Here is a 25,601-nt window from a genome sequence, read left to right as displayed (position 1 = left end):
TTGTACGACTTTAACTGTGCGCGGCCACCGGTTCGGCCGCCGGGGGCTCGGGCCGGGACTCGGGCTGCGCTTCCTCGTCGCCGCCCCGGCCCGCGAGCCGCTCGCGCCAGTTGGCGAGGACGGCCGCGTCGGTCGGCGGGGTGGCCAGGCTGACGATCACGTAGGCCGCCAGTGAGGCGAGCAGGCCGTAGTAGACGGGCTCGTTGGCGAGGATCCCGTACGTCGCCATGAGGCCGATGACCGAGCACCCGCCGACGACGACGGAGGACAGCGCGCCGTAAACGGTGCCGCGCTTCCAGAGCAGACCGCCGAGGATCGGAACGAGCAGACCGCCGACGAGGAGGTTGTAGGCGACGGTCAGCGCCTCGACGACGTTGTTGAGCGCGATGGCGATGCAGATGACTCCGATGCCCATGATCAGGATGAACGCGCGGTTGCCCTTCACCTCGTCACGCTGGGCGCCCTTGTGGGCCAGTCCGCGCAGCCGGGACCAGATGTCGTTGTTGGCGACGGTGGCGCAGGCGATCAGCGCGCCGGAGGAGGTGGACATGACGGCCGCGAGGGCGGCGGCCAGCACGAGGCCACGCACACCGATGGGGAGTTCGTCCTTGACGATGGTGGCGAAGGCGTCGTCGGCGTTGGCGAGGTTCGGGTAGAGGACCTTGGCCGCGGTGCCGATGACCGCGCCGGCGAGGGCGTAGACCAGGCAGTACGTGCCGGCGACCGTGCCGCCGTAGCGCGCGACCTTGTCGCCGCGGGCGGTGAACACCCGCTGCCAGATGTCCTGCCCGATCAGCATGCCGAAGGTGTAGATCAGGACGTACGTGAAGATCGTCTCGCCGCCGATGCCGAGCGGGGCGAAGTACTCGGTGGGCAGCGCGGCCTTCATCTCGCTGAAGCCGCCGGCCTTGACGACCGCGATCGGCAGCAGGAGCAGCAGCACGCCGATCGTCTTGACGACGAACTGCACCATGTCGGTGAGGGTGATCGACCACATGCCGCCGAGGGTCGAGTACGCGACGACGATGGCCCCGCCGAGGATGATCGAGACGGTGCGGTTGAGGTCGAAGAGGACGTCGAAGATCGTGGCGTACGCGATGGTCGAGGTGACCGCGAGCATCAGCGTGTACGCCCACATCACCACGCCCGAGATGACGCCCGCCTTGCCGCCGTAGCGCAGGTCGAGCATCTCGGAGACGGTGTAGACCTTCAGGCGGGCGATGCGCGCGGAGAAGAAGACCGACAGGACGAGCAGCCCGAGGCCGATGGTGAAGACCATCCAGGCGCCCGACAGCCCGTACTTGTAGCCGAGGCCGACGCCGCCGATCGTCGACGCGCCGCCGAGGACGATCGCGGCCATGGTGCCGGAGTACATCCAGGGGCCGAGACGGCGGCCCGCCACGAGGAACTCGCTCTTGGACTTGGCGCGGCGCATGCCCCACCAGCCCATGCCGAGCATGCCGGCCAGATAAACGACGATCACTGCGTAGTCGACAGCCATCGGCTTCCTTCCGTTTCGTCCCCCGGAACGGTCGTGAGTGCGCGCTTGTGAGAGACGACGGTAGGTGGCCGGAAAGCTTCCTTGAAGTGTACGTTTTATCCATTCCTCTCATCGTCGATGGATGGACCGTCCATGCCGGAGCCCACAACGGCACCCCCCACCCCGCCCGTCCCGTTGGCGGCCCTGCTCGCCGACGAGGAGCTGGGGCTGCGCCAGCTCGCGGGCCCGCCCGCGGACCGGGGCACGGCCGTCCACATGGTCCACACCTCGGAGATGGCCGACCCCTATCCGTACCTTCTCGGCGGCGAGCTGCTGCTCAGCGCCGGTGTCCTGCTCAAGGACCCGGACCGGTATGTGTCGCGCATCGTCGAGGCCGGGGCGGTCGCGCTCGGCTTCGGCGTGGCGCCGGTGCACGACACCGTGCCCGACGAGCTGGTCGAGGCGTGCGAGCGGCGTGGGCTGGCGCTGCTGGAGGTGCCGCCCGAGACCACGTTCACCGCCGTCGCGCGAGCCGTGTGGCGGCTGATGGCGGAGGCCCGCCACCGCGAGCTGCGCCGGGTCACCCAGGCCCAGCAGGGCCTGGCCACGGCGGCGGCCCGCCCCGATCCGGTGCCGGCGGTGCTGCACCAGCTGGCCGTACGGCTGGACGGCTGGGCGGTCCTGCTCGGCCCGGACGGAGCCCCGCTGTCCGCGGCCGGCCGCGGACCGTCCGACGAGGCAGTGGCGGGCGTGACCCGGCTGGCACATGTGGTGAACCCGAACCCCGGCGGGGCACTCCGGCCGTCCCCCGCGTCGGCGACGGACCTGACGGCGGCGGGCCATCTCTCCGCGTACGCCCTCGGCGGCAACCAGGGCCTCGTGCTCGGGCTGGCCACGCCGGGCCGGGCGGCAGGGGACCACACGGTCGCCGGGGTCGCCGTCGTACTGCTCTCCCTGCTCACCGCCCCGCACCAGGGCGCCAAGGCGACGGACCGCAGCGCCGCGCTCGTACGGCTGCTGCTCGGCAAGGCACCTGCCGAGACCGCGCCACTCCTGGGGCCGGGGCCGTGGACCGTCGTCCACGCGCGGGGCGACGACCGCTCCCCCTTCGCCGCGGCCGCGCTCGGCGCGGCCCTCGGCAGCGCGCTCGTCGACCCGGACGCGGACGGCTCCGTACGGGTCCTGCTGCCGGACGGCAGCGAAGCGGCCGCACAGCCCGGCTGGACCCTGGGCGTCAGCGCCCCCGCCGGCCCCGAGGAGCTGGCCGCGGCGGACGCGCAGGCCGCGCGGGCCGTACGCAGGGCGGCGGCCACCCGCAAGGACCTGGTCCGCCACCGGGAAACGGCCCCCTTCTCCCCTGACGCGGCTCGCCTGCGCCTCGCCCCGCTCACGGGCTCCCCCGCCCTCACCGAGACCCTGCGCACCTGGCTGTCGCTGCACGGCAGCTGGGACCGCACGGCCGCGGCGATGGAGGTCCACCGCAACACCGTCCGCCAGCGCATCGGCCGCTGCGCGGCCCTGCTGGACGAAGACCTGGACGACCCGGACATCCGCATGGAGCTGTGGTTCGCGCTGCGGCACGGGTGACGGGGCTTGCGGCGGCCGATGCAGCCGCCCCTGCGCCAAGCGGCATGAACCAGGATCTACTGGGCCGCTTCTCCCTGGGCGGTCTCCCGGCGCGAGCGTAGTTCGTTCACCGCCTCTGCCGCCTCCCTACGTACCTCGGCGTGGGGGTGCTGGAGGAACCGCGCGACCACCGGCAGCGCCGCCTGGTCGTGAGTCGAGCCGAGGATGGTAAGGATGTAGTCCAGGAGCAAGGGCTCAAAGGCATCCGCACCACCGGCGAGCGGCTCCACCACCCGGTAGGGAAGCTCGTAGCGCATGGCGGCGGTGCAGGCTGCGTGAAGCGCCGACTCCCGCACCGTGTAGCGCTCATCGGAAAGCGCGACTGTGACGAGGCGCTCGACGGCGCGCTCCGCGTCGTCCGTCGTCAAACGGCCCGTCTCCAGGACGTCGCCGACGACATCGAGGGAGAGGTCCCGGCGGCTCGCGTCGGAGCCGTTCAGCTCCTCCCAGGCCGATTCGATCAATTCCGTCAGACTCTGGTATCCGTCCACGGGCAGAGCGTAGGAGACAGTCGCAGCCTGGTCTCAGGGATATGGCGGGCCAGGGCGGTGAGGAGGCGGCAGCGTCGCTCGGCTCGGTCATGCTTCGCTATCGCCGCGGCGAGCAGCTCGGCGGTGAACCTGATATCGCGCCTGCGAGGTTCGTCGGCCTTTCCGGGGTCAGTGCTGGGGCATTTCACTGTGTGGTCCAACCCGCGCCTTCATCCGGCCCCCGCTCGGTCTGGTCGCAGCACAGCCAGCGGCTACGCGATGTCCCCCATCCACATGCGCCGTCCCAGCTCGTCGAGTTCCGTCCTGCGCTCCTCGAATTCGGGAAGGGCCCGCCCGAGCAGACCCCAGAAGTCCGGCCCGTGACCATGGATCCTGACATGGGCGAGCTCATGGGCGACGACGTAGTCCACCAGGTGCATGGGGAGCTGGAACAGCGGCCATCCGAGACTCATGTTCCCCTTCTCCCGGCTGTGCGGGCCGGGCCGGTAGCTGCCCCACCGTCCTCCGAGATCGGACACGTCCAGGGCGGGTTCGGACACCCCCATGCGAGCGGCCCATGGCTGGAGGCGCCCGCCGGCCCACCGTCGGCCGGCCCGGCAGTACCAGGCGACGAGCGCCGCCCGGCCGAGCACGGGATCGGTAGCTTGCGCCGCGCCCAGCACGAGCCGTCCGGCGACGAGCCGCACAGGGGCGTCCTCCGCGCGTTCCTCGTCAACGGTGAGCCGGTACGTGCGTCCCAGGTATCGGAAGACCTCGCCTTCAACGAGGCGCTTGGGCGGGGTGAGCGGTCGGGTCCGTTCGCGGACGGCGAGCTTGTCCGCCACCCATGCCCGGTGGGCCCGGACGAAGTCCGCCGCGTCGGCTGCCGGGCGCCCCTGAGGCGTGTGCAGCGTGATCTCGGAGTCCAGCTCGATCGTGAGCGCGAAGCGCTTGCGCCGGGGGCTGACGCGTACGTCCAGCACCATTCCGTCGACGGCGAGCCGGTCGCCCTCGGTGAGAGCGACCGGAGAAGCGGAGTCGACGGTGGTGGCGGTCATCCCGCCTATTCTCCCCTCCGCCTCGCCCGGAACGGCCCAGGGTTGGCGTTGGCGTGGGCCGCGAGTCCTTGGGCGAGCGCCCGCAGCGCCCCCCAGTCCGCACCGGCGGGCCGGACACGACCCTGCAGCAGCACCATCTCGATCCTGCCGGCGAGAAGGGTGACGTCCTGGTCCTGGCGCTGATAGGAGGCTTTGGTCATGGTCTCGGCAGCCGCGTCGCACACCGCTTCGACGACCGCCCGCAGGTCGGCCTCGCTGGTGTCCACGCCCGGGTTGTCCTCCGTGTCCCGCTCCAGGAGGCGGTAGACGACCTGCTCCAGGGGGGTGAGCCCCGCGAACCTGGGGTCCTCCTCGCTCCGGCGGCGCACCTCGTCGAAGAGCGGTCCGAACTCCCGGATCTGGTCGTCGAAGCGGCCGGGCATGTCCCGCAGGATCTCCTCCAGCCGCTCCGAGAGCCGGGTGTACTTCTCCGGGTCCTCCCGCTTGACCCGCTCCTCCAGGTGGAAGCGCAGGGCGTGCCCCATCTCGGCGGCGGCCTCGCGCGGGGGCATGGCCCGCACCCGCTCGTCGAAGACGGGCGACGCCAGTGAGACGGGTGCGATCACCTGGTCGATCTCCGGGCCCTCCAGGTGCTCGGCGATCAGAGCGCGGACCTTGCGGCCGATCCTGCGCATCGTGAAGCCGCCGTCCGCCGTGTCCCGGTGGAGGGTGCGGATGCGCTTCTGCAGCAGACCCCAGCGACGGGCCTCGGCGACATAGTCCAGGCCGCGCTCGTGCGGCAGCACCCGCTCCAGCGTGGTGAGGAAGCCGTGCAGCACGTCGTCGAAGCCCGCGCGCACGGACGCGTCCTCGAAGGCCAGGGCGGCGTTCCGCACGGCGGCGAAGTCGACGAGATCCGCGTCGATGACGCCGGCGTGGTCCCTGAGGTAACTGCGTACTTCCTCCACCGCCGGCTTCAGGCTGCCGACCTCGGCGGACATGCTGAGCATGGTGTCGTCGACGTCCGCCTTCTTGTACTCGGCGAGCGCGTCCTCCAGGTGCTGGAAGACACCGTAGTAGTCGACGACGTAGCCGATCTCCTTGCCGCGCATCGGACGGTTCACCCGGGCGACGGCCTGGAGCAGTTCCGCGTCCCGGATCGGACGGTCCATGTAGAGCGACTGCTCGCGCGGGGCGTCGAAGCCGGTGAGCAGCATGGATTTGACGATGAGGAAGGCGATCGGGCTGTCGGGGTGGACAGGGTCGGGCTGCGGATCGGCGGCCGGCTGCCCCGGCTGGTTTGCGTGCTCCTGGGACCAGGGATTGCCACCGGTGGACGCTGGAGCCTTGGGCTCGTTCACCGGAGGGTGGAAGGGCGTGGTGAGGACCCAGTCGGGCTCCGGGGGGAACGCCGGGAACGCCTGGTGGAAGCGCTCGATGTACGCGGCCTGCCTCACCGGGTCCGTCCAGTGGAGCCATTCGCGCCGCTTGCGCTCCGTGCCGGGCGAGACGACCGGCACGAAGTCGATCCGGCGCAGCAGCGAACGGAACCGGTGCGCCTGGAAGAGGTACCGGGTCCGCCGGTCCATGTCCTCGACCGGTGTCCCGCTGACCGCTTCCGGGCGGAACTCCGCCAGCTCCGCCAGCAGCGCGTCGCGCGCGGCACGCAGCGCGTGGTGGTACTCGACCGCGGCCTTCCGGCTGACTGCCGCGACCTGGGCCTTGAAACCGCCGCTCGCGAGCACGGTGGTCACCCAGTGCTCCAGCATGTCCTCGGCCTTGGCGCGGATCATCGGCTTGGACTCGGCGACGTCCCGCTCGCTGGGCCACCGGTTCAGAAGTTCGCGCTTCTGCTCGTCGTCGCGGTCGCGGATGAGGTCTTCGAACCGCCGGTCCAGACCCTCCTTATCGAGCACCGCCCCTTCGCCGGTGCGGCCCTCGTAGCGGATGCGGACGACCACGCCGTCGTTCTCGGCGTCCGCCATCCGGTACTCGTCCAGGAACTCCTGACCGGTATCACCGTGGAAGATCCGGCGGGTGTCCTCGGCCTTCCCGGTCATGATCGGGGTGCCGGTGAAACCGATCTTCGCCGCGTTGGGGATCGCCTTGCGCAGGGCCGCGTGCAGCAGGCTGGTGTGCGAGCGGTGCGCCTCGTCGACGAGGACGAGGATGTCGGGCGAGGTGTTGCACTCGGGGAAGTTCGGCACGGGCGGCAGCTTCGCCGCACGCCGCTCCCGCCGGGCCTTCTCCGCCTCCTCGTACTCGGCGGCGAAGTCCCGCTCGTCCCCGTCCTCCTCCGCCTCGGCGGCGAAGGTGAAGCCACCGGCCCCGTACTTCTGAATCATCGCGAACACCACCCGCCTGCCGCCGTCCCGCAGCAGGCCTTCCATCTGGGCGGCGTTCTGCGCGGTCTCCACCTCGGACTCGCTGAGGCGCAGGGTCTCCGCGAGCTGCCGCTGCAACTGGGTCCGGTCGGTGACGACGACCACCATGAACTCGCTGAGCCGGTGGTGCAGGTGCATCCGGCGGACGAGGAAAGTCATGGTGAGGCTCTTGCCGGAGCCCTGGGTGTGCCAGATGACGCCGCCGCGCTCGTCGTCGAGGACCGGACCGCCACGTGCATTGCCGGTGAGCAGCTTGCGGACCGCCTTCTCGGATGCCCGGTACTGCTGGTGTCGAGCGACGGCCTTGACCGTCCGCGCGCCGCCCGCCTCGGTCGGCACGGTCATCGGCACGATGTAGTGCCGGACGACTCTGAGAAGCGCGTCCGGGCGCAGGACGACACCGACCAGCTTGTGGCGCTCGTTGAGTTTGCGGGTCCCGTCCGGGAGTTCGGCGGTGAGCGTCGCCGGCTCCTCGGGCTCGACGCTGCGCCAAGGGTGGAAGTGGTCCGGGGTGGAGGTGATCGTGCCCAGGTGAGCGGTCTCCGCCGTGGCGGCGACGAGGAGCTGCACGGTGCGGAAGAGCTCCGGGACACCGGCGGGCAGCGGCGCCGACTCGCCGCCCCGGTCATCGTCGTCGGGGAGGGGGGACCCGGCGTAGTGCCTGAGGTCGACGACGGCGTCGTGGATCGGGTCGACGAGGTCGGGCCGCTTGCACTCGAAGGCGACGAGCGGGATGCCGTTCACGAAGAGGACGATGTCGAGGACCGACTCCTCACCGGACCGGTTCCGGACGCGGAGCTGGTCGACGACGGTGAACTCGTTGCGGTCGGCGCGCTCCTCGTGCCACTCGACGTACTGCACGGTGGCGGAGGGGCCGCCGTGCGCGGCGGACGGGCCGGGGAGCAGCAGACCGCTGAGGAGGAGGTCGGTGGTGGCGAGGTTGGCCTTCTCCACGCCCTCGCCGAGGGAGACGGACGCCAGAGCGTTGACCGCGCGCCTGACGTCGTCCTTCTCGTCCATCCACGGCAGTCCGTCGGCGGCACGGAGGTTGATCCGTCGCAGGGCCCTGGTGAGCTGATCGGTGAGGAACGGGGAATCGACGTCGAGCGTGCCGATGTCCGTGCCGGGGACGTGCTTCCAGCCCATGGCCTTGAGTTGGGCGACGGTCGGCCGCTCCACCTCGTCCCGCTCGGACTGCATCGTCGCCATGTCCCCACGCCCCTCGCCCGCTCACCGCACCCGTGCAGGTGATCCATTCTGCGTGATGGGCCGGGAACGGGCGAGGTTTCAAGCCGCTTGGCGGCGCGGGCTATTGGGGCTGATCGGCGCCTGCGGGGGCGGGTTTCAGCCGCGCACCCCTGCTGCGCGCGATGCGATGCAGCTCGCGCAGGGACTCCGCGAGGCGGGCAACGACGTAACGGAGCTGCTCGGACGTCGCCGAGGGGTCGCGCAACAGGTCCTCGACATGGCCGAGAAGGTCGGTGGCCATGCCGAGCTGCACGCTCTCGATGTTGTCGGCGACTCGGGAGACATAGCCCTCGCCGTCGGTGACGAGATAGCAGGGCTTGCCCTCGGGGCCCGTCCAGGGGAGCAGCCTCGCGGTGGTGGGGGTGTGCGGGCTCACGCCGCGACCTCCCGTCCGTGGATGAAGCGGGGGCCGATGTCGACACCGTGCACGGCCAGCCAGAGAGCACGGCGGCGGCCGCGCTGCCGCCGGGCCTCGGTCTGGGCGACCTGGCGGCGCTCTTGGGCGAGGAGGTAGGGACGCACGAGGGGGCTGTCCTCTCCCCGGAAGTACGGTTCGGGGGCCGGGGGTGGGACCGGGTCGGGCTCAAGCTCGGGCTGGTGCTGTACGAGGGGGCAGCGGGCGCACGGCGGACGGTGGCGTCCGGGCGGCGGAGGCCACAGAAGCCGCAGCAGCGGGTCCAGCATCTGGGCGATACAGTGCAACACGTCTTCGACTCCTGCGTAGTTGAGGGCCACGCCCCCGGACCGTTCACGTCGGTCGCGGGGGTCTCGCGTACTCGGCACCGGCGAACAGGACTGCCCGCCGAGACTTCGCTCTGTAGCGATTCCCTCACAGCGTGAGACCGGTCGGGCTACGCTGACCAGGGGGTTCGGTGTGACGGAGCTTTTGTCACGAGGGAGTTGACGATGACCAACGTCTACGGCGAGTGGCTGAGGGCCCAACGTGAGGCGGCCGGCCTCACCCAGCAGGAGCTGGCCGACGTCGCGATCATGACGCGCTCCCACATCGCCCACATCGAGGCGGGCCGCCGGATTCCCTCCCATGAGGACGCACGGCGGCTGGATCGGGCCCTGGGCACGGGGGATGTGCTCCAGAGCTTCCTGCCGAAGCAGGACGTGGCGGTCCCGGACTACTTCGAGTCGGCGCTGGCGCTGGAGCAACAGGCGACAGTGATCCATGAGTTCGCGCTGTCCCTGGTGCCGGGCGTCCTTCAGACGGAGGACTACGCGCGGGCGGTTCTGCGCCCCAGTGTCACTCCCCGGAGTGAGGAGGAAGGTGACAAGCTCCTCGTCACACGGCTCAAGCGCGGAAGCATCCTCACCGACCCTGTCACTCCGCTCTTCTGCGCACTACTTAATGAAGCGGTGGTGCGGCGGCTTGTTGGGAGCCCGAGGATCATGGCGAAGCAACTGGCCCACATCGTCGGCATGGTTGAGTGCGAGCGAGTGCGCGTGCATGTACTCCCCTTCGGCGCGGGCTACCACCCGCTGCTCCAGGGGATGTTGTCGCTGATGACGTTCGACGACCAGCCGCCGGTGGCCTATGGCGAAGGCGTTCTCATGGGCAAGCTGCACGACTCCCCCGCGCTGGTCGAGATTTTGCAGCGCACCTACACTCTCGCCTTGGGCGACGCGCTCCCCCGCAAGGAGACGCTCGCCCTACTGAGGGCGACGGCAGAGGAATACGGACACCATGACTGACCGCACCATCCCGAACGCGGCCGCGCTGAGCGGCTGGCGCAAGTCGTCGTACAGCAGCGGGGATGGCGGCAGTTGCGTGGAGGTTCAGGACGGCTACCCGTCGGGTGTCCAGGTCCAGGACTCCAAGTCCCCAGACAGACCCGCGATCGTGTTCGCGGCAGCTGACTGGGCGCTGTTCGTCACAGCGCTTCAGGGCGGAAATTTCACCGCCTGAGGATCCACCACCCTCTTCCCCTGAACGCAAAAGCGACTCTACCCTCGCTTACTCGGCGGTGGATCAGGATTCAATAGCCAGCAGGCCGTCCACAAGGCCCAGCCTTATGGAGCTCAGCTTGGTGATCTCCGTTCGCAAAGCAGCCACCTTGGCACGCTGCTCTTTAATGCGTGCAACGATTTCCAACTGCCTTGAGAGCTGCGGGAAGACAACCGGCAGCCGATGTACAGTGTTCCTGTTCAGCGTCGGGACAGAGGTGGCAGCGTCAAATCGCCCAAGGCGCATTTCCTGCATATACAGGGCAACAAAGTAGGGATCGTTGCCCTTAAAATCAGTCACCCAGAGGCTCGTGTCATGAGGCCAGTAGCTGGACTCCAGAAAGTAGACGTCTCCCAACTTTCCCTTTCGACCCGTGACTACACCGGGCCCGCCAGCCTTGGCGACATCGTGAAAGCTAGAGATGCCAGAAGAGGAAACAACAGGAACTCCCCCAGGCCGCTGTTGCGCCGCGGTGATGTCGAATCCCCGCTGAAGATGAGCAAAGTCAACGAAGAGCCCACGCCTCCACTCACCACCTGGATCCGATGCCGGATCCAATGAGCCCCTCAAGAGCCCTTCCTCGACAAATAGCTCCTTCTCAAGTTCCCAGCCAGTGTTCGAGATCGCACCCCGCATCGCGTCGATCATCTCGATGATCCGCCGCTGCTCAGACATGGGCCTCAGCGGAAACAGCAGGGCCCCGAAACGGTCTCCGCCGAGGTGGGCGATGCTTGTCGTCTGCTTCGCAATGGCTGCGAAAACACCAGTAGCCAGCCATCGCTCAAAGATGATCTGCGCATACGCGGATAGCACTTCACCCCCGGGCCGAAACCGTACAAGTGTGTTCTGGAAGCAGTACTCCCCCTCAGAGCCCTCGTAGATCGCACTTCGCCCGACAAGGTCCAGGCTCTGCCCCTCGTTCAGCAGGATATCGCCCGGCTTGAGACCATAGATTCTCCGCTCACCAGAGCTGAATCCCATGGAGTTCACGTCGGAGTAGTCGATGCGCCCCAGAAGCACGTTCGCGACACGCAGGTAGGGGAACTGCCCGGCGGCGTCCCTACTGCTCGGCGAGAGCTGCTTCCCCATGCGGACCTCGCCGACCTCCCGCACTGGCACCCAACGGATCTCGGCGTCAGTCGGCATAACCCAGCTCCTTCAGGAACTCGTCCAGCGTCGCCGCCGCCCGCTCCCGCAACGCGCGGATCTCCGTCAGCGAGACCGCGTACTTGTCCGTCCACACCCCGTACGCGTCGACCAACCCCCGCCGACGCCGCACCACATGCCCCTCCAGCTTCCCCGCCAGGTCGTCGCGAAGCAGCTCAAGGACCACGCGCCGCTCCCCCTCCGGGTCCTCCGCGAGGCGCTTCCGCGCCGCGATCAGCCTCGGCGGGTCCTCCGCCAACTTCGCCGGGTCCGGCCACGGGAACCAGAACTCCGCCTCCAGCTTCTTGACGCGGGCCGCCGCCTTCGTGCGTTCCTTCTTCACGTGCGCCAGCTCCGCCAGCTGCTCCACGCTCAGTTCGACCTGCTCGCGTGTGACAGCGTCCTCGTCACCCTCGGAGTCACCGTCCTCCGCCGACTCCGACGGCTCCGCAGTGAGCTCCTTCCAGCGCGCGTCCAGCTCCGCCTTGCGCGCATCCGCCTCCGCCAGCTCCGTCAGGAACTCCGGGACGATCGCCGCGACCACCTTGTGGTCGTATGCCTGACGGCGTTCCGCCGCCGTGCGCTTGCGCACCTTCCGCGTCTTCGGGTCCTGCTCGGGCGCGAGCAGCGTCTCGACGTTCTCGACCCAGCCGTCCAGCACCCCGGCGAAGCCGTTCTCCGACAGGGCCAGCAGGTCGTACTTGGCCTCGTACCACCAGCCGGCCACCGCGCCCGCGAGCGCGTACCGGTCGAGCAGGCCGATCCCGCCGAGCCGCTTCACAAACGACTCGATCAGCGACCCCCGCACCGCCATCAGCGCCGCCTTGCGCTCCGAGGCCGTCAGGTCCACCAGGCGCTCGTCCGTGGCGGCCACCGCCTCCAAGTGACGGGCCTCCTCGTCCCACCACTTGGCGAAGGCCCCCCGCAGCTCCTCTTCCCGAGGCCGCGCCAGCTCCGCCAGCCGTGCCGCGTCCGGGCGCTCGCCCTCCGGGAGGAAGTCGACGTACGCCGGGTCCACCGGGTCCCGCTCGGCGAACAGGTCCTCCAGGCTCACCCCGTACGCGTCCAGCAGTTCCTGCTTCGCCTCGATCTCCGCACGCGGCATCCCGCCCGTCAGATGCGCCCGCACGTCCTGCGGCTCCGGCGGGGGCGTGTTGTCCACGTAGCGGCGGATGTTGAGGTTGTAGTCGTTCTCCCTCAGCTCCTCGCGGTCGACCCACCGGGCGAAGCCGGGCACGTCGTCCTGTGCGCGGAACGTGGTGACGATCTTCTCCGCGTGCTCGGGCAGCAGCACGTTCTGTGCTCGCTCGGCGTGGTACTCGCGGTCGGCGTTGACGAAGAGGACCTTGCCCTCCCGATCACGGTCCTTCTTGCCGGGCGGGCGGAGCACCAGGATGCAGGCGGGGATGCCCGTGCCGTAGAAGAGGTTCGGGGCGAGGCCGATGACCGCCTCGATCGCGTCCTTCTCGATCAGCTCGGCGCGGATGTCCCGTTCGCCGCCGCCCCGGAAGAGCACGCCGTGCGGCATGACCGTGATGACCATGCCGCCGCGCCCTTCCTGCTTGGTCATCCAGAGCATGTGCTGGAGGAACATCAGGTCGGCCTTGCCGCGCTCGCTCGTCGCGCCGTACCTCGCGCGCTCCGCCTTGTGCGGGTAGTTCTCGTACGCGTAGTCCATGGAGAACGGCGGGTTGCTCAGTACGCCGTCGTACCGGTCCGCGTCGGACCTCGGGACGTGCGCCGGCTCCGACAGGGTGTCGCCGGTGCGCAGGTCGAAGCGGGTGCTCACACCGTGGAGCACCATGTTCATCGTGGACATGATCCAGGAGCCGCTGTTGGCGTCCTGGCCCGCGAAGAACATGTTCTCGGTGTCCCCGCCGTGTTCCTCCACGTACTCCTTGGCGTGGATCAGCATGCCGCCCGAGCCCACGCAGGGGTCGTAGATGCGGGTGCCGTCCTTGGGGTCGAGCAGCTCGACCATCATGCGGACCACGGCACGCGGGGTGTAGAACTCACCGCCCTTGCGGCCGGCTGAGTCGGCGAACTCCTTGATCAGGTACTCGTACGCGGCACCGATCAGATCCGGGAACTCGAAGTCGGCCGTCCGCAGCCGCACCCGCCCGAAGTGGGCGATGAGCAGCTTCAGCCGCTGGTCGGCGAGCTTCGCCGCACCGGCCGTGGCGCCCGAGCCGCCGATCCGGTTGAAGTCGAGCTGGTCGAAGAGGCCTTGCAGCTTGGCGTTCTGCGCCTCCAGTGCCTGGAGGGCGGGGCGCAGGCGCTCCTCGTTGACGTTCTGGGTGGCGGAGGAGATCCTCGCCCAGCGCGCCTCCTCCGGGACGAAAAGGACTCCCTTGTCGCTGTAGGGGGCCGGGTTCTCCAGCCAGCCTTCCATCTGCTCACCGGTCAGGCCGAGGGCCTTCTCGGCGTGCTCCCCGATCCGCTCCCGCGCCGCCTCGAACTCGTCGTTGGCCCGCTTCAGGAACAGCAGGCCGAAGATGTAGTCCTTGTACTCGGAGGCGTCCATCGTGCCGCGGAGGATGTCCGCGGCGGCGAACAGATGCCGTTCCAGCTGCGCGAGCGTGAGCTTGGCCACGTCACCGTCTTCCCTACGACCCGATACGACCAGGGAACCCTACGGCGATCCGGGGCACAGGGTCTAACCGCGAGCACGAACGGCCGTTTCACGTCAGTAGCCGGTGACCCTCAGGCCTTTCTCGACGAACTCGTACACGTCCGTGTACGGGTCTCGCTGGTCCTTCGCCACATGGTCGGCGTGCTGGGCGTTGATCTTCTGCGCCCACTTCTTCGCCTGGGCGTAGCTGCCCTTGGGGAGCTCGTCCGGCTTCATGTGCTTGAGCTGCTCGGGGCTGCCGGTAAAGGGGAGCTGGCGCACCACCTCCCCGCAGACGCCGCCGAACTGGCCGTGCACCGGCTTGTGGTGGAGCAGCCGCCACAGCTCGAAGCAGGGGTGCGAGAAGGCGACCTGGACCCCCGCCTCCTTCGCCGCTTTGAGGGCGTCGGGGATCTGGAGATGCTGGTCCCGGTCGAAGAGGCACCAGACCTCGGGCCAGAGCTTCTCGTCCAACTTCGCCTTCTTCGCCGCCCGCGTCTCCTCGCGCATCAGTCGCGCCGCGGCCTCGACCAGCGTGATCGGCTTGCGCTGCGAGCCGGGCGCCGACGCGTTCGCGATGCGGACCTCGACCCCGGTCTCGGCCGGTTTGCCGCGCACGATGTCGATGTACTGCGGCTCGGTCACCCGGCCCTCGGTGAAGACGTGAACGACCTTGTAGCGCCGCTGCCCCTTCTTCGCGGTTCCCAGCGCGTCCTTCCCCCTCGTGCGCCCCATCAGCCGTCGCTCCGCTCCGCCTCGTGCTCGCGTTCCCCTTCGGTGGCCGCCAGCAGCCGCCGGGCGATCTGGCCCTCCAGCAGTGCGGGGACGGCGCCGAAGGCCCCGGCCAGGTACGCCTTCATGAGGTCCTCGTCCTCCCCGGGGGAGGCGGCGGTCAGCGGATACAGCTCGGTGGCCCCGTCCTCGTCCTTCTCGGTGAGCCACACCTGGGCCGGCTCCAGCAGCCGGCCGCCGCTCGGTGTGGTGAGGACGGAGGGATCGTGCGAGGTGAACACGAGCTGTGCGCCCTTGGCGTTGGCCTCGGGGTCGTGGAAGAGCCGGATGACCTCGGCGGCGAAGCGCGGGTGGAGGCTGGCGTCCAGTTCGTCGACGAGGAGGACTGCGCCCTCGTCCAGTGCCAGCAGCAGGGGGCCGAGCAGGGCGAACCAGGAACGGGTGCCGAAAGACTCGTAACGCCATTCGAGCGGGGTGTCGCCCGTGCCGGACCGGTGGGTGAGCCGGACCTCCGGCACCCCCCGTGCGCCCTCGACGGCTTCCGCGCCGGTGATGCCGAGGTCCGCGACGCGCAGCAGTTCGTTGATGCGGCGGGCCCGACTGCCCGACAGCTCGCGGGTGGTGAACGCCTCCCGCTCCGGCCGCTCCTCCTCGGGGTTGATCAGCCAGAGGTTGCGGCGGAACCAGTGGAAGAGGGGGGTGAGCTGCGGGTGGTTGTCCGTGCCCGCCGTGGAGAGGACCAACGCGTTCGGCCGGGTGCGCCGCTCCAGGCCTGAACGGTCCTTCACCCGGGCGCCCGGCCAGTCGTAGACCTTGGCGCGCGAGGCGTCCCGGTCGAGCCACACCTGGCGGTGGCCGCGCGGATAGCTGTGCAGCCACTCAGCCTCGACCCGCTCGGGGCCGAGCTCGAAGCCGTAGGTCCAGCGCACGCCGTCGAGAACCAGGTCCACCTCGTAGAAACTCGGCTCCTCACCGCCCTTGCCGTCCAGTGCGAAAGGGATGCGGTCGGTGCCGTCGTACGAGGCCCAGCGTGCGTAGGAGTCCTGCACCGCACGGCTCATGTCGGTCATCGCGGCGAGGACGTTGGACTTGCCCGAGGCGTTCGCGCCGAAGATGCCCGCCAAGGGGAGGACGCCGACCGCTCCCCCGGCCAGCTCGACGCGCCGCGCGGCGGCGCTCGGCTCGTCCGCGGGCACGACGAACGTCAGCTCCTGCTCGTCGCGCAGTGACCGCACATTGGCCGTGCGGAATCTCAGCAGCATGCCGGCCCCTCTCCGGCGGCCAGCCTAGTCGTCACGGCGGACAGCGCCTCTTCACGGGCCCGCGCAGGCGGTGCGGTGACCCCGTCCGGCGTGACGGGGCCACTGTCACATCGCCCGCGCCGGGCGCGGACCGCCCCGTCTCAGCCCGCTCGGCGCCGCTGCGCGCCCACGACGCGGCCCGAGAAGAGGAAGATGCCGAGGAAGGTGCCCTCCAGGGAGCCGTAGCCGTGGTCCTGGCCCGGTCCGCGGCACGGGCGCGGGCACGTGGACACCAGGGTCGAGGAAGCGCGTGGGGGTCCCGAGAGTCGCCTGAGGGCTCACTTTCAAGTTGCCACCGGTTCAGGACACTTGCAGCAGGGCAAAGGGACACGAAGGTGTCCTAGGGCGTGTATCGAAAGTGGCTCTTGAGCATGAATGATCTTGGTTCGTGGCGCGTGGAGATCTGACAGAACAGCAATGGGCGGTGCTTGAGCCGCTGTTACCGCAGGGCAAAAAGTCCGGCCGACCGCCGATATGGACCAGGCGGCAGCTGATTGACGGCATACGCTTCCGAGTCCGCACCGGTATCCCGTGGCGGGATGTGCCGCAGGAGTACGGGCCTTGGGGCCGGGTGTACGACCTCTTCCGCCGGTGGCAGCGGAACGGCACCTGGCAGCGGATCGTCACCGATCTGCAGGCCCGGGCCGACGCCAAGGACCTGATCACCTGGGACATCAGCGTCGACTCCACCATCGTCCGGGCCCACCAGCACGCTGCCGGGGCGCGAAAAGGGGGGACATGCAGAAGGAGCCGCCCGGTGGCGTCACCACCGAGCCGGCCGACCACGGCCTCGGACGCTCGCGCGGCGGCCTGACCACCAAGCTGCACCTGGCCGTCGAACAGCGGCAAAAGCCAATGTCGATCGTCATCACTGCGGGGCAGCGAGGGGACTCCCCGCAGTTCGAGATCGTCCTGGGCCGCATCCGGGTCCCCCGCCTGGGGCCCGGCAGGCCCCGCACCCGGCCGCGCCGGGTTCGCGCGGACAAGGCGTACACCTCCCGCCAGAACCGCGCCTACCTGCGCAGGCACGGCATCGGCTGCACCATCCCGGAGAAGGTCGATCAGGTCCGCAACCGCAAGAAGCTCGGCTCTCGGGGTGGTCGGCCGCCGGCCTTCGACAAGGAGGACTACAAGGAGCGCCACGCGGTGGAGTGCGGAATCAATCGCCTCAAGCGCCACCGCGCAGTGGCCACGAGATACGACAAGCTCGCCGTCCGCTACGAAGCGACAGTGCTGATCGCAGCCATCAACGAGTGGCTGTGAACAGCCCTCTGCCCCCTTCGCTGGTCGCCCAGGACTCCTTCACCCAGATGGCCGCGGTTGGTGGCTGCCGATCTGTGCGCATCCAGCTATGCCTTACTTTGCCCGCTCAGCAGCTTTTCTGCGTACGCGTCCAGCAAGTCGCCCTCATCGTCGGGGAGCCCCAGGACGCGGGCCGCGGCTGGGAAGTCCCAGTCGGTTACCCGCTCCCGGACGGTGACACGGCCGAACGCGTTGTAGCGCTCGAAGTCGACGAGGACGTTGCCGTCGTACGACGCTGCACGTGCGGAGTAATCGTTGTGACCGAAGTAGAAGGTGCCCGGACACCGGATGCCGCCCAGCGCCAAGACCTCGCCTCCGGTGGCACCATCGACACACTCGATCTCCCTCGCGGCGACCACGGAGTAGGACGGCCTGCACACCAGCGCCCCACTCACCGAAAGTCTGCCCAGGACGAACAGCACTGCCCCTTCCTCCAGCACGAGGTCCCCATCGACCTGAACGTCGCCTGCGACAACATGGACCGCGTTCCCCGGCACCACGACGGGTCCTGCGAGTTCGTGCCGGTCGGCTGACGGATACGCCTCTACCAGGACCCGCAACACAGCCCATCGATAGTGCTCCGGACCGTCGAGCCAGTCCCACGACGTTCCGCTGTCCAGCCGGGCGGGCGGCTGCTGCATTCTCTGGTCAAGCTCGTCGACTGTGACGCCATACTGGGCTGCGTCCTGGATGAACAGTGCGTCATCGATGAGTGATGCCCTGACGCGGGCGTACGCGTCCTTGACCTGCTGTGCCGCAAGCGGGAAGGCTGCGGGCTGCCAGAGAAGGGCACGCGAGGAGCTGACCATCCTCCGAAGCTATCAATGCAGAGTGGCGAAAACATCGGTATATCCACGTAACCGCATGCCTAGGTTCTGGCCCAACGCCAGCGGCGCTTTCCGCTTCGCGGGCGCTGCGGCCCTGCGTCGGCAAGGTGTGACAAGTGCGACGGTCCAACCTCCAAGATCCACTTTCGCAACAGGCCCTAGATCGATGAAAACTTCGGAGTCACGCTCGGGCCACTGCCCTCACCACCCACCGAGCGGTGACCAGCGGGGCGTGACCGCAGTAAGGGGACCACCGCTTGCCGCTGGGCCGAGCCGTCACTGTCCCACTCCACTGCCGCGCGCCCCGCAGGGCCCATCCGCCCGCAGGCCAGGAACCGGCGGCGGCCACGCCCCCACCGGGGACACCTTCCTGCGGCCGCCCATCCAAAAGCGTTGAAAGCGGCGGAGGGGCGGGGTCAAGGGTGGGCAGCCCATCGCGCAGCGACGCGGCGAAGGAGCACCCTTGACCCACGCCCCGGAGCCGCGACGATCAAGACCAGGAGGGCGACCCCACACCACCCCAACGGACCGGACCGGGCCGGGACCGGGTCGAGCCGGGACCGAGCCGGGCGGAGCCCGGCCCGGAGCGGCGCCCTCCACTCAACCACCCACGCCCGTCCCGTTGTTCGGCGCCCCATCACCGGCCGGAGGCAGGTCGCCGCGTTCGACCGGTTGTCCGGCGTCCTCCCGCTCGGGCGGGAGCACGGCGTCGAGTTCCGCGTCGCTCGCGGCGTGCGCCGCTTCGGCAGCCTCGCGCAGGGTGGCGCGGTCCACCGCCTCCGCGTCGGCGTTGAGCCGCAGCAGGCGCCCGTCCACCTCGGTCGCGTACTCGTGCTGCGTGCCGCTCGTGCGGTACCAGCTGTTGCCGTCCTCCACGCACTCGGCGGCGCCGTCCAGACCGCCGCTGCCGACCCCGACCGGGGTCTTCGGGCAGCTCGCCGCGTCCATGGTGCCCCGGTCGACGCCGAGGCGTATCTGCGTGCCGGTGCCCTGTTTCACGTACGTCGCCGAGAACCCGTCCGCGCCGAGGACGCCCACGGACTGTTTGGCGATCTCGTATCCCGGCACCTCGGTGACGTAGACGTTCTCGATCGCCACCTGGGCGGCACGCGCGCGGGCCTCGAGTTCAGAGCGGTCGGCTCCACTTCCGGCGGTTTCCGTCCCGCAGCCGACGACGGCGACGGACACGACGGCAGTCACGGACAACAGAGGGCGCGGCAGCCGCGCGGCAGACTTCATACGGATCATGGTGTCGCACGGCGTTCGCCGCCCCCCGCGCCTTGTTCCGTTCGTTGCCGTGCCGGGACCTTCCTGGAAACGTTGACCGGCCCGGCGAGCCGCCGTAGCGTTCATCCGACAAGCGGACATTTCTCACATTGGGCGGACCATGGGCATCATTCACGCAACCCGCCACCGGACCGGCACATTCGCGGGCACCGCCCTTCTGGCGGCATGCCTGCTCCCGGCACTCTCCGCCTGCGGGGCACAGGCCGCCGCGTCCCAACCGCCTCCCCGCGCCTCCCATGTCTCCTTGCAGCTCGGGGGCGCCCCGCTCGGGACGGCTCTCGCGACCCAGGCCACGGCCCAGAACACGGCGGCACAAACGGCTGCGGAGAAGGCTGCCACCGGCCACGAGAACGTCTGCACCACGGACCCGGCCGATCGGCCGAACTGCCGCAATCCCAGCGGGGTCATCGATCCCAACGGCGGGGACATCGACGGCGACGGCGTGTTCGAGGACCACGAGCCGGTCGGCCCCGGATACAAGGACCCCCGCGCCTACGACGGCGGCAAGACATCCGGCGAGACGCAGTGCGAGTGGCTGCGCTCGAAGGGAATCGCCTGCTGAGGGCACACGCGGCAATGCTTCGAGCGACGTCCCCGTCCATGTGACGGGGACGTCGTCACATCCCGGCGTGCCCAGCATCACTCTGGACACTTTCAACAACTGCCGGGTAACTTAGTCTGAGCAAGCGCTTAGACATCGCAGCGTACCCACAGTCACGAGGAGGCGTCCGTGCGCCGTACCGTTTTCAACGAGGACCACGAGGCTTTCCGGGACACCATCCGGGCCTTCGTCGAGGCCGAGGTCGTCCCCGTCTACGACGAGTGGTTCGCGGCGGGCCAGGCGCCTCGCGACTTCTACTACAAGCTCGGTGAGCTGGGCATCTTCGGCATCAACGTGCCCGAGGAGTTCGGCGGGGCCGGCATGGACACGCACAAGTTCGAGGCCGTGCTCTACGAGGAGACCGCCCGTGCGGGCGTGAACTTCGGCGGCTCCGGCGTGCACGTGCTACTCGCCCTCCCTTACATCAAGGCGCTCGCCACCGACGAGCAGAAGAAGCGCTTCCTGCCCAAGTTCGTCTCCGGCGAGGAGATGTGGGCGCTGGCGATGACCGAGCCCGGCACCGGCTCCGACCTCGCGGGCATGAAGAGCACCGCCAAGCTCTCCGAGGACGGCACGCACTACGTCCTCAACGGCGCGAAGACCTTCATCACCGGTGGTGTGCACGCCGACCGCGTGATCGTGTGCGCCCGCACCGCCGCGCCGACCGCCGAGGACCGTCGCCACGGCATCTCGCTCTTCGCCGTGGACACCAAGGCCGAGGGCTACTCGGTCGGCCGCAAGCTGGACAAGCTCGGCCTGAAGACCTCCGACACCGCCGAGCTGGCGTTCGTCGACGTCAAGGTCCCCGTCGAGGACCTGATGGGCGAGGAGAACAAGGGCTTCTACTACCTCGGCCAGAACCTGCCGTCCGAGCGCTGGGGCATCGCGTTCGGCGCCTACGCGCAGGCCAAGGCCGCCGTCCGGTTCGCCCAGGAGTACGTGCAGGACCGTACGGTCTTCGGCAAGACGGTCGCGTCGTTCCAGAACACCAAGTTCGAGCTGGCCGCCTGCAAGGCCGAGGTGGACGCCGCAGAGGCCGTCGTCGACCGCGCCACGGAGGCGCTGGACGCGGGCGAGCTCACGGCCGCGGAGGCCGCGTCGGCGAAGCTGTTCTGCACCGAGGTCGCGCACCGCGTCATCGACAGGTGCCTCCAGCTGCACGGCGGTTACGGCTTCATGAACGAGTACCCGATCGCCCGCCTGTACGCGGACAACCGCGTCAACCGCATCTACGGCGGCACCAGCGAGGTCATGAAGATGATCATCGCGAAGGACATGGGCCTGTAACTCCTCTGAGTACCGTCACCCCATGAGCCCAGCACTCGACGATCTGCTCGATCTGCTCGACCTGGAGCAGATCGAGCAGAACATCTTCCGCGGACGCTCCCGTTCCGCCGTCGTCCCCAGGGTCTTCGGCGGGCAGGTCGCGGCCCAGGCCCTGGTCGCCGCCGGTCGTACGGTCCCCGCCGACCGCACGGCCCACTCCCTGCACTCGTACTTCCTGCGCATGGGAGACCCGGGCGCGCCGATCGTCTACACGGTCGACCGCATCCGCGACGGCCGCTCGTTCACGACCCGCCGTGTGGTCGCGGTCCAGCACGGGCAGCCGATCTTCCACCTCTCGGCGTCGTTCCAGACGTACGAGGAGGGCCTGGAGCACCAGACGGAGATGCCGGCCTCCCCGGACCCGGACACGCTGCCCACGGCGAAAGAGATGCTCCCGCGCTACGCGGACCGCTTCGTCGACCCGGGCGTCGTGGACCGGCTGCTCGAGGCCCGCGCGGCGGTCGACCTGCGCTACGTCGACGAGCCGCCGTACGGAACGGCCGGCGAGCCGCGCGAGCCGCGCTCCCAGGTGTGGTTCCGGGCGAACGGCAAGCTCGCCGACGACTCCCTGCTGCACGTCTGCCTCGCCACGTACGTCTCCGACATGACGCTGCTCGACTCGGTGCTGCTCGCGCACGGCCGGGGCGGCTGGGCGGTCGGCGACGTGGTCGGCGCGTCGCTGGACCACGCGATGTGGTTCCACCGGCCGTTCCGCGCGGACGAATGGCTGCTGTACGACCAGGAGTCGCCGTCCGCGTCCGGCGGCCGCGGCCTCGGCCAGGCCCGCATCTGGACACAGGACGGACGCCTGGCAATCACGGTCATCCAGGAGGGCGTGGTCCGCGTCCCCCGCGACTGAGGCCGGACCGACCGACCCGCTCGCCCCCTCGCCCGCTGCTCAGGCAGCGGGCGCGTGCGCGTTGAAGGCCACCCGTGAGGTGTCGCCGTCCGGTTCCAGGCTGGGCGCCGCGTCGAGGGCGCGCGCCAGGCGGGCCGGCAAGGGCGGCGTCGGCACGGTGCCGCCGAGTTCGAGCTTGGAGATCTGCGGCTGCGTCATCTCGGCGCGCCTGGCCGGCTCGGTCTGCGACATCCTGTGCTCGGTCCCGCGGTCGTACACGGCCTGGCCGAGGTCCCAGGACAGCCTTCTCAGGAGCGCGTAACCGACGACCCTGCCGCCACCGGCACCGGCACCGGCACCGGCACCGGCAGGGTCGCGTCCACCGCGAAGCCGCCGTCCGGTGTCGGGTTCGCCGTGAGGGCGCCGCCGAGGGCTGCCGCGCGGGTGCGGAGACCGGGCAGGCCGTGACCACCCTGGTCCGGCGCGGCGCATGGTCCCGACGACGGGGTGTTGCGGACCGTGATGTGCAGAGCGCCGTCCGCGCGGCGCACCGAGACCTCGGCCGAGGCGCCCGGGGCGTGACGGCGGATGTTGGTCAGGGCCTCCTGCACGATGCGGTACGCGGTGTGCTGGACGGCCGGGGGGCAGTCGCCCGGTGCGAGGTGGACCGAGTCCACGATGTCGGCCGCCGCCTCGAGCAGTTCCGGCAGCCGGTCCAGGCCGGGCCCGTCGTGGCGGATGGCCCGGCGCAGGTCGGCCGCTGCCCGGCGGCCGAGCTCGCCCAGCGCCGCGGCCTCCTCCCGGTACGGCGCGGAGTCGGCGGTCGTGGCCAGCGCGCCCGCGCGCAGGCTGATCAGGCTCAGGTGGTGCGCGGCCGTGTCGTGCACGTCGCGGGCCAGCCGCTCCCGTTCCCGCAGCGCGGCCTGTTCCGCGGCGTAACGGCGTTCGCGTTCGCGGGAGAGGGCCAGTTCGGCGAGGCGGGCGGCGAGTTCGGCGCGGGCGCGGCCCAGCAGGCCGAGGGCGACGGGGGCGACGGCCAGCAACCCGGCCAGCAGGATCGCGAGGGTGATGTCCGGCAGCGACCAGACGTATCCGTCCAGGTCCCGCCACGGGACGAACGCCACGACGGCGACGGCCGCCGACCCGGCGACCACTTCGCCGCGGCGGCGCTCGGACGCAGCGAGCGCGTGCAGCGCGCACAGCGCCGGCAGCCACAGCACCCCGGTCGCGAGGGTGGCCAGGGCGAGGGCGAGCACGGTGCGCGGGAAGCGCCTGCGCAGGACGAGCGCCCCGGCGACGACGAGCGCGCCCACCGTCATCCAGGGCTCCAGCCAGCCGCGGGTCGCCAGGACCTCGGCGACGGCGAGGGTGACGACGAGCGCTTCGACCACCCAGGTACGTGACGTCATCTCTGGTCCCGTCCGCCCGCCGACCGGTGGAGGACCGCCGCGAGGCCCACCCGGCTGGTCACGGCGAGCTTCCGCTTGAGCGCGCCGATGTGCGTCTTGACCGTGGTCACGCCCATGCCGAGGTGCTTGGCGATGTCCGCGTTGGCCAGTCCGGCCGCGATCAGGGCGAGGACGTCGCGCTCCCGGTCGGTGAGGCCGGTGAGGTCGTCCGGCCCGGTGGGTGCGGCCGGCGGCGCGGGTCGTGCCCAGCGGCACAGGACCGCGGCGCTGCCGGGCGGCGTGCAGATCACACCACCGGCGGCGAGCAGCCGCACGGCGTCGACGAACAGGCGCGGCTCGGTGGTCTTCAGCAGGAAGCCTGACGCGCCGTCGCGCAGCGCCTGCTCGACGTGGTCGGCCCGGTCCAGGGCGGTGAGCATGGCCACCACGGGCGGTTCGGGCAGGGCCCGCAGGTCGCGCAGTACGTCGAGGCCGCCGGCTCCCGGCATGTCGATGTCGAGCAGCACCAGGTCGGGGGCGAGCCGCCGGGCGGTGGCGACGGCGTCCGGCCCGTCGCAGGCGCCGGCGACGGTCACGGCGTCGGCGGCGTCGAGGATGCGGTGCAGCGCAGTGCGTACGAGTTCCTCGTCGTCGACGAGGAGCACACGCACCTGCGGCCTCGAGTCGTAGAGCAAAGGTCGTCCTGTGGTCTGAGCGATGCGCCGCCTGTGGCTGCGAGCCTGGATGCAGATCCTAGGACGCCACAAGCGCCCACCCGGATCCCCCCGGGGGGCTCGACCATTCCTCCGGGGACGCGCCGCCCGGGCCGCCGGGCCCCGTCCCAGTAGGGGAACTGATGAGTGCGGTACCCCCGGCCGAGGAGGAGCCGTCGCGCGCCGATGAACCGGCGCGCGACGCGGCCGGGACCGCCGGATGGGCGAAGGCGTCCCCCCACGCCCGGGCGGCGTGGACCGTCGGCGGCGCTGTCCTGATCGTCGGCGCGGCGGTGCTGTTGCTCGGCCTGCGTGAGTGGGTGGTCGAACTCGGCACCGGCCGGCGTTACGCCGTCGGCCTCACCCTGCGCGGCGCGCTCACCCTGTCGCTGCTCGCGGGCACGTACTGCGTCGTACGCGGCACCTGGCGGGAGTGAGCCCACCGGCAGTCACTCGGAGGGGGGCGAGCCCCGACGGGGCTCAGTCCGTCGGGGCGAGTCCCGCCGCGTCCAGCAGGTACGCCGTCATCGGGTCGTAGAACCGCGGGTCGGTGACGTGGTCGTCGAGCGGGACCGTCACCTGGAGGGTGCCCTCGGCCTCACCGATGAACAGCGCGGGGTCGTTGCAGTCCGCGTATCCGATGGAGTCGAGTCCGCGCTGGCCCGCGCAGCCCGCCCAGCCGTGGTCGGCGATCACCAGATCCGGCAGCGGCCTGCCCTCGCGCGCCAGGCCGTCGAGGATCGCGGCCATCGGCGCCGGCGAATGGGTGTGCCACAGGGTCGCGCCGCGCTCCAGCATGGCGACGTCGGCGAACTGGAAGACCATGCCCTCGTCCGCGAAGAGCCCGCCGGGAATGCGTACGATCTCGCATCCGGCGGCCCGCAGCGCGGCGGCGGTCTGCCGGTGCACGTCGAGCAGCCCGCCGGGGTGCCCGGTCGCGAAGAGTACCCGCTCCTTGGCGTCGGCCGCCTTGCGCAGCCTCGCGGCCATGCGCTCGAGCGCGTCGACCGTCAGCTCGGGGTCGATGGTGTCCTGTCCCTGCCGGTGCCCGGGGTCGTCGTTGACGCCGCACCGCTCGGCCATGACGGCCAGCACGTCCTGCTCGTCGCTCCAGCGGTCGCCGAGCTCGAGGCCGAGCCAGTAGTGGCGGTCACCGTTGGCGAGCTTGCGGTAGTGGGAGAGGTTGTTGTCGCGTGGTGTGGCGACGTCTCCGGCGATACGTGAGCGGACGAGATGGTCGACAAGGGCGGCGCGGCTGGGTATCGGCATGGACCCATTGTGCCGTGGGGTGCGCGGAGCGTGTCGACCGTATTGCCTGCTGGACCCGCCG

At 70.2% G+C, this 25,601-nt stretch carries 24 protein-coding genes and 1 pseudogene; 8 read left to right on the top strand and 17 right to left on the bottom strand.

The genetic code is table 11. The features are described from left to right. Positions 1–10: 10 nt before the first annotated feature. Positions 11–1,501 carry a sodium:solute symporter family protein gene (locus tag ACZ4SA_RS11930; RefSeq protein ID WP_468272732.1) on the bottom strand — a complete coding sequence of 497 codons (1,491 nt, stop codon included), beginning with the start codon at positions 1,499–1,501 and terminating at the stop codon, positions 11–13. A 132-nt stretch (positions 1,502–1,633) separates the two neighbouring features. On the opposite strand from ACZ4SA_RS11930, the gene ACZ4SA_RS11925 reads away from it, so the two are divergent. Then, the gene (locus tag ACZ4SA_RS11925; protein WP_468272729.1) at positions 1,634–3,067 is read left to right on the top strand and encodes a PucR family transcriptional regulator; all 1,434 of its coding nucleotides are present in this window, start codon (positions 1,634–1,636) and stop codon (positions 3,065–3,067) included. Positions 3,068–3,123: 56 nt separating this feature from the next. On the opposite strand, the gene ACZ4SA_RS11920 is transcribed toward ACZ4SA_RS11925, so the two are convergent. The 5 genes from ACZ4SA_RS11920 to ACZ4SA_RS11900 form a co-directional block, all read right to left on the bottom strand. After that, positions 3,124–3,597, bottom strand: coding sequence for a HEAT repeat domain-containing protein (locus tag ACZ4SA_RS11920; RefSeq protein WP_468272727.1), 474 nt, complete (start codon positions 3,595–3,597; stop codon positions 3,124–3,126). A gap of 251 nt (positions 3,598–3,848) precedes the next feature. Beyond that, on the bottom strand, positions 3,849–4,634 hold the full coding sequence (locus tag ACZ4SA_RS11915) for a M48 family metallopeptidase (RefSeq protein ID WP_468272724.1): 786 nt from the start codon (positions 4,632–4,634) through the stop codon (positions 3,849–3,851). Between the two features lie 5 nt (positions 4,635–4,639). Further along, positions 4,640–8,206, bottom strand: a complete 3,567-nt coding sequence (locus ACZ4SA_RS11910) for a type I restriction endonuclease subunit R (protein ID WP_468272722.1) — start codon at positions 8,204–8,206, stop codon at positions 4,640–4,642. A gap of 100 nt (positions 8,207–8,306) precedes the next feature. Beyond that, positions 8,307–8,621: a hypothetical protein gene (locus tag ACZ4SA_RS11905; protein WP_468272720.1), complete on the bottom strand. Its 315-nt coding sequence runs from the start codon at positions 8,619–8,621 to the stop codon at positions 8,307–8,309. Continuing rightward, positions 8,618–8,950: a hypothetical protein gene (locus ACZ4SA_RS11900; RefSeq protein ID WP_468272717.1), complete on the bottom strand. Its 333-nt coding sequence runs from the start codon at positions 8,948–8,950 to the stop codon at positions 8,618–8,620. Before ACZ4SA_RS11900 ends, ACZ4SA_RS11905 begins: the two co-directional genes overlap by 4 nt. A 201-nt stretch (positions 8,951–9,151) precedes the next feature. Between ACZ4SA_RS11900 and ACZ4SA_RS11895 the strand changes: the two genes are divergently transcribed. Both ACZ4SA_RS11895 and ACZ4SA_RS11890 read left to right on the top strand, forming a co-directional pair. Then, positions 9,152–9,946 carry a helix-turn-helix domain-containing protein gene (locus ACZ4SA_RS11895; protein ID WP_468272716.1) on the top strand — a complete coding sequence of 265 codons (795 nt, stop codon included), beginning with the start codon at positions 9,152–9,154 and terminating at the stop codon, positions 9,944–9,946. Continuing rightward, the gene (locus ACZ4SA_RS11890; RefSeq protein WP_468272713.1) at positions 9,939–10,160 is read left to right on the top strand and encodes a DUF397 domain-containing protein; all 222 of its coding nucleotides are present in this window, start codon (positions 9,939–9,941) and stop codon (positions 10,158–10,160) included. The genes ACZ4SA_RS11895 and ACZ4SA_RS11890 overlap by 8 nt, the downstream gene beginning before the upstream one ends. A gap of 63 nt (positions 10,161–10,223) precedes the next feature. On the opposite strand, the gene ACZ4SA_RS11885 is transcribed toward ACZ4SA_RS11890, so the two are convergent. The 5 genes from ACZ4SA_RS11885 to ACZ4SA_RS11865 form a co-directional block, all read right to left on the bottom strand. Beyond that, entirely contained in the window at positions 10,224–11,345 is a 1,122-nt protein-coding gene (locus ACZ4SA_RS11885; RefSeq protein WP_468272710.1) for a restriction endonuclease subunit S, read from the bottom strand. After that, positions 11,335–13,938 (bottom strand): type I restriction-modification system subunit M, encoded by a 2,604-nt coding sequence (locus ACZ4SA_RS11880; RefSeq protein ID WP_468272708.1) that lies wholly within the window; start codon positions 13,936–13,938, stop codon positions 11,335–11,337. Before ACZ4SA_RS11880 ends, ACZ4SA_RS11885 begins: the two co-directional genes overlap by 11 nt. 93 nt (positions 13,939–14,031) lie before the next feature. After that, entirely contained in the window at positions 14,032–14,691 is a 660-nt protein-coding gene (locus ACZ4SA_RS11875; RefSeq protein ID WP_468272707.1) for an RloB family protein, read from the bottom strand. Further along, the gene (locus ACZ4SA_RS11870; RefSeq protein ID WP_468272705.1) at positions 14,691–15,950 is read right to left on the bottom strand and encodes an AAA family ATPase; all 1,260 of its coding nucleotides are present in this window, start codon (positions 15,948–15,950) and stop codon (positions 14,691–14,693) included. Before ACZ4SA_RS11870 ends, ACZ4SA_RS11875 begins: the two co-directional genes overlap by 1 nt. Before the next feature lie 140 nt (positions 15,951–16,090). Further along, positions 16,091–16,222 carry a hypothetical protein gene (locus tag ACZ4SA_RS11865; protein ID WP_468272799.1) on the bottom strand — a complete coding sequence of 44 codons (132 nt, stop codon included), beginning with the start codon at positions 16,220–16,222 and terminating at the stop codon, positions 16,091–16,093. A 155-nt stretch (positions 16,223–16,377) separates the two neighbouring features. Here ACZ4SA_RS11865 and ACZ4SA_RS11860 point away from each other — a divergent pair. Beyond that, a protein-coding gene (locus ACZ4SA_RS11860) for an IS5 family transposase (protein WP_468272703.1) occupies positions 16,378–17,252 on the top strand; the annotation gives its coding sequence in 2 pieces (ribosomal slippage) (positions 16,378–16,735 and positions 16,735–17,252; 876 coding nt in all). Positions 17,253–17,338: 86 nt separating this feature from the next. On the opposite strand, the gene ACZ4SA_RS11855 is transcribed toward ACZ4SA_RS11860, so the two are convergent. Beyond that, positions 17,339–18,100 (bottom strand): hypothetical protein, encoded by a 762-nt coding sequence (locus ACZ4SA_RS11855; protein ID WP_468272702.1) that lies wholly within the window; start codon positions 18,098–18,100, stop codon positions 17,339–17,341. A gap of 618 nt (positions 18,101–18,718) precedes the next feature. Next, the gene (locus ACZ4SA_RS11850; protein ID WP_468272700.1) at positions 18,719–19,357 is read right to left on the bottom strand and encodes a hypothetical protein; all 639 of its coding nucleotides are present in this window, start codon (positions 19,355–19,357) and stop codon (positions 18,719–18,721) included. A 148-nt stretch (positions 19,358–19,505) separates the two neighbouring features. On the opposite strand from ACZ4SA_RS11850, the gene ACZ4SA_RS11845 reads away from it, so the two are divergent. The 3 genes from ACZ4SA_RS11845 to tesB all read left to right on the top strand — a co-directional run bounded on the left by ACZ4SA_RS11845 (position 19,506) and on the right by tesB (position 22,191). Then, positions 19,506–19,967: a hypothetical protein gene (locus ACZ4SA_RS11845; protein ID WP_468272699.1), complete on the top strand. Its 462-nt coding sequence runs from the start codon at positions 19,506–19,508 to the stop codon at positions 19,965–19,967. A gap of 168 nt (positions 19,968–20,135) precedes the next feature. Continuing rightward, positions 20,136–21,293: an acyl-CoA dehydrogenase family protein gene (locus ACZ4SA_RS11840; protein WP_468272697.1), complete on the top strand. Its 1,158-nt coding sequence runs from the start codon at positions 20,136–20,138 to the stop codon at positions 21,291–21,293. Positions 21,294–21,315: 22 nt separating this feature from the next. Beyond that, positions 21,316–22,191: an acyl-CoA thioesterase II gene (gene tesB, locus ACZ4SA_RS11835; RefSeq protein ID WP_468272696.1), complete on the top strand. Its 876-nt coding sequence runs from the start codon at positions 21,316–21,318 to the stop codon at positions 22,189–22,191. 39 nt (positions 22,192–22,230) lie between these two features. On the opposite strand, the pseudogene ACZ4SA_RS11830 reads toward tesB, so the two are convergent. The 3 genes and pseudogenes from ACZ4SA_RS11830 to ACZ4SA_RS11820 form a co-directional block, all read right to left on the bottom strand. Then, positions 22,231–22,473, bottom strand: a pseudogene (locus tag ACZ4SA_RS11830) (helix-turn-helix domain-containing protein); the annotation flags it as partial. Positions 22,474–22,478: 5 nt separating this feature from the next. Further along, entirely contained in the window at positions 22,479–23,579 is a 1,101-nt protein-coding gene (locus ACZ4SA_RS11825) for a sensor histidine kinase (RefSeq protein ID WP_468272695.1), read from the bottom strand. Continuing rightward, positions 23,576–24,253: a response regulator gene (locus tag ACZ4SA_RS11820; protein WP_468272693.1), complete on the bottom strand. Its 678-nt coding sequence runs from the start codon at positions 24,251–24,253 to the stop codon at positions 23,576–23,578. Before ACZ4SA_RS11820 ends, ACZ4SA_RS11825 begins: the two co-directional genes overlap by 4 nt. A gap of 161 nt (positions 24,254–24,414) precedes the next feature. On the opposite strand from ACZ4SA_RS11820, the gene ACZ4SA_RS11815 reads away from it, so the two are divergent. Then, entirely contained in the window at positions 24,415–24,708 is a 294-nt protein-coding gene (locus tag ACZ4SA_RS11815) for a hypothetical protein (protein WP_468272692.1), read from the top strand. Between the two features lie 43 nt (positions 24,709–24,751). Here the strand turns inward: ACZ4SA_RS11815 and ACZ4SA_RS11810 are convergent, their stop codons facing one another. Continuing rightward, positions 24,752–25,540, bottom strand: coding sequence for a phosphatase (locus tag ACZ4SA_RS11810; RefSeq protein ID WP_468272689.1), 789 nt, complete (start codon positions 25,538–25,540; stop codon positions 24,752–24,754). Positions 25,541–25,601: the final 61 nt, after the last annotated feature.

The organism is Streptomyces sp. NPDC027962 (assembly GCF_055566095.1).
Note: the sequence above shows the minus strand (reverse complement) of the source record. Positions and strands in the feature narration are given on the sequence as shown.

What these genes read in the sequence shown, in the direction of transcription:
- ACZ4SA_RS11845 (WP_468272699.1), top strand. Translation starts at nt 19,506, where the DNA reads ATGGGCATCATTCACGCAACCCGCCACCGGACCGGCACATTCGCGGGC.
- ACZ4SA_RS11850 (WP_468272700.1), bottom strand. Translation starts at nt 19,357, where the DNA reads ATGAAGTCTGCCGCGCGGCTGCCGCGCCCTCTGTTGTCCGTGACTGCC.
- ACZ4SA_RS11925 (WP_468272729.1), top strand. Translation starts at nt 1,634, where the DNA reads ATGCCGGAGCCCACAACGGCACCCCCCACCCCGCCCGTCCCGTTGGCG.
- ACZ4SA_RS11825 (WP_468272695.1), bottom strand. Translation starts at nt 23,579, where the DNA reads ATGACGTCACGTACCTGGGTGGTCGAAGCGCTCGTCGTCACCCTCGCC.
- tesB (WP_468272696.1), top strand. Translation starts at nt 21,316, where the DNA reads ATGAGCCCAGCACTCGACGATCTGCTCGATCTGCTCGACCTGGAGCAG.
- ACZ4SA_RS11910 (WP_468272722.1), bottom strand. Translation starts at nt 8,206, where the DNA reads ATGGCGACGATGCAGTCCGAGCGGGACGAGGTGGAGCGGCCGACCGTC.
- ACZ4SA_RS11815 (WP_468272692.1), top strand. Translation starts at nt 24,415, where the DNA reads ATGAGTGCGGTACCCCCGGCCGAGGAGGAGCCGTCGCGCGCCGATGAA.
- ACZ4SA_RS11915 (WP_468272724.1), bottom strand. Translation starts at nt 4,634, where the DNA reads ATGACCGCCACCACCGTCGACTCCGCTTCTCCGGTCGCTCTCACCGAG.
- ACZ4SA_RS11875 (WP_468272707.1), bottom strand. Translation starts at nt 14,691, where the DNA reads ATGGGGCGCACGAGGGGGAAGGACGCGCTGGGAACCGCGAAGAAGGGG.
- ACZ4SA_RS11930 (WP_468272732.1), bottom strand. Translation starts at nt 1,501, where the DNA reads ATGGCTGTCGACTACGCAGTGATCGTCGTTTATCTGGCCGGCATGCTC.
- ACZ4SA_RS11870 (WP_468272705.1), bottom strand. Translation starts at nt 15,950, where the DNA reads ATGCTGCTGAGATTCCGCACGGCCAATGTGCGGTCACTGCGCGACGAG.
- ACZ4SA_RS11895 (WP_468272716.1), top strand. Translation starts at nt 9,152, where the DNA reads ATGACCAACGTCTACGGCGAGTGGCTGAGGGCCCAACGTGAGGCGGCC.
- ACZ4SA_RS11890 (WP_468272713.1), top strand. Translation starts at nt 9,939, where the DNA reads ATGACTGACCGCACCATCCCGAACGCGGCCGCGCTGAGCGGCTGGCGC.
- ACZ4SA_RS11885 (WP_468272710.1), bottom strand. Translation starts at nt 11,345, where the DNA reads ATGCCGACTGACGCCGAGATCCGTTGGGTGCCAGTGCGGGAGGTCGGC.
- ACZ4SA_RS11810 (WP_468272689.1), bottom strand. Translation starts at nt 25,540, where the DNA reads ATGCCGATACCCAGCCGCGCCGCCCTTGTCGACCATCTCGTCCGCTCA.
- ACZ4SA_RS11855 (WP_468272702.1), bottom strand. Translation starts at nt 18,100, where the DNA reads ATGGTCAGCTCCTCGCGTGCCCTTCTCTGGCAGCCCGCAGCCTTCCCG.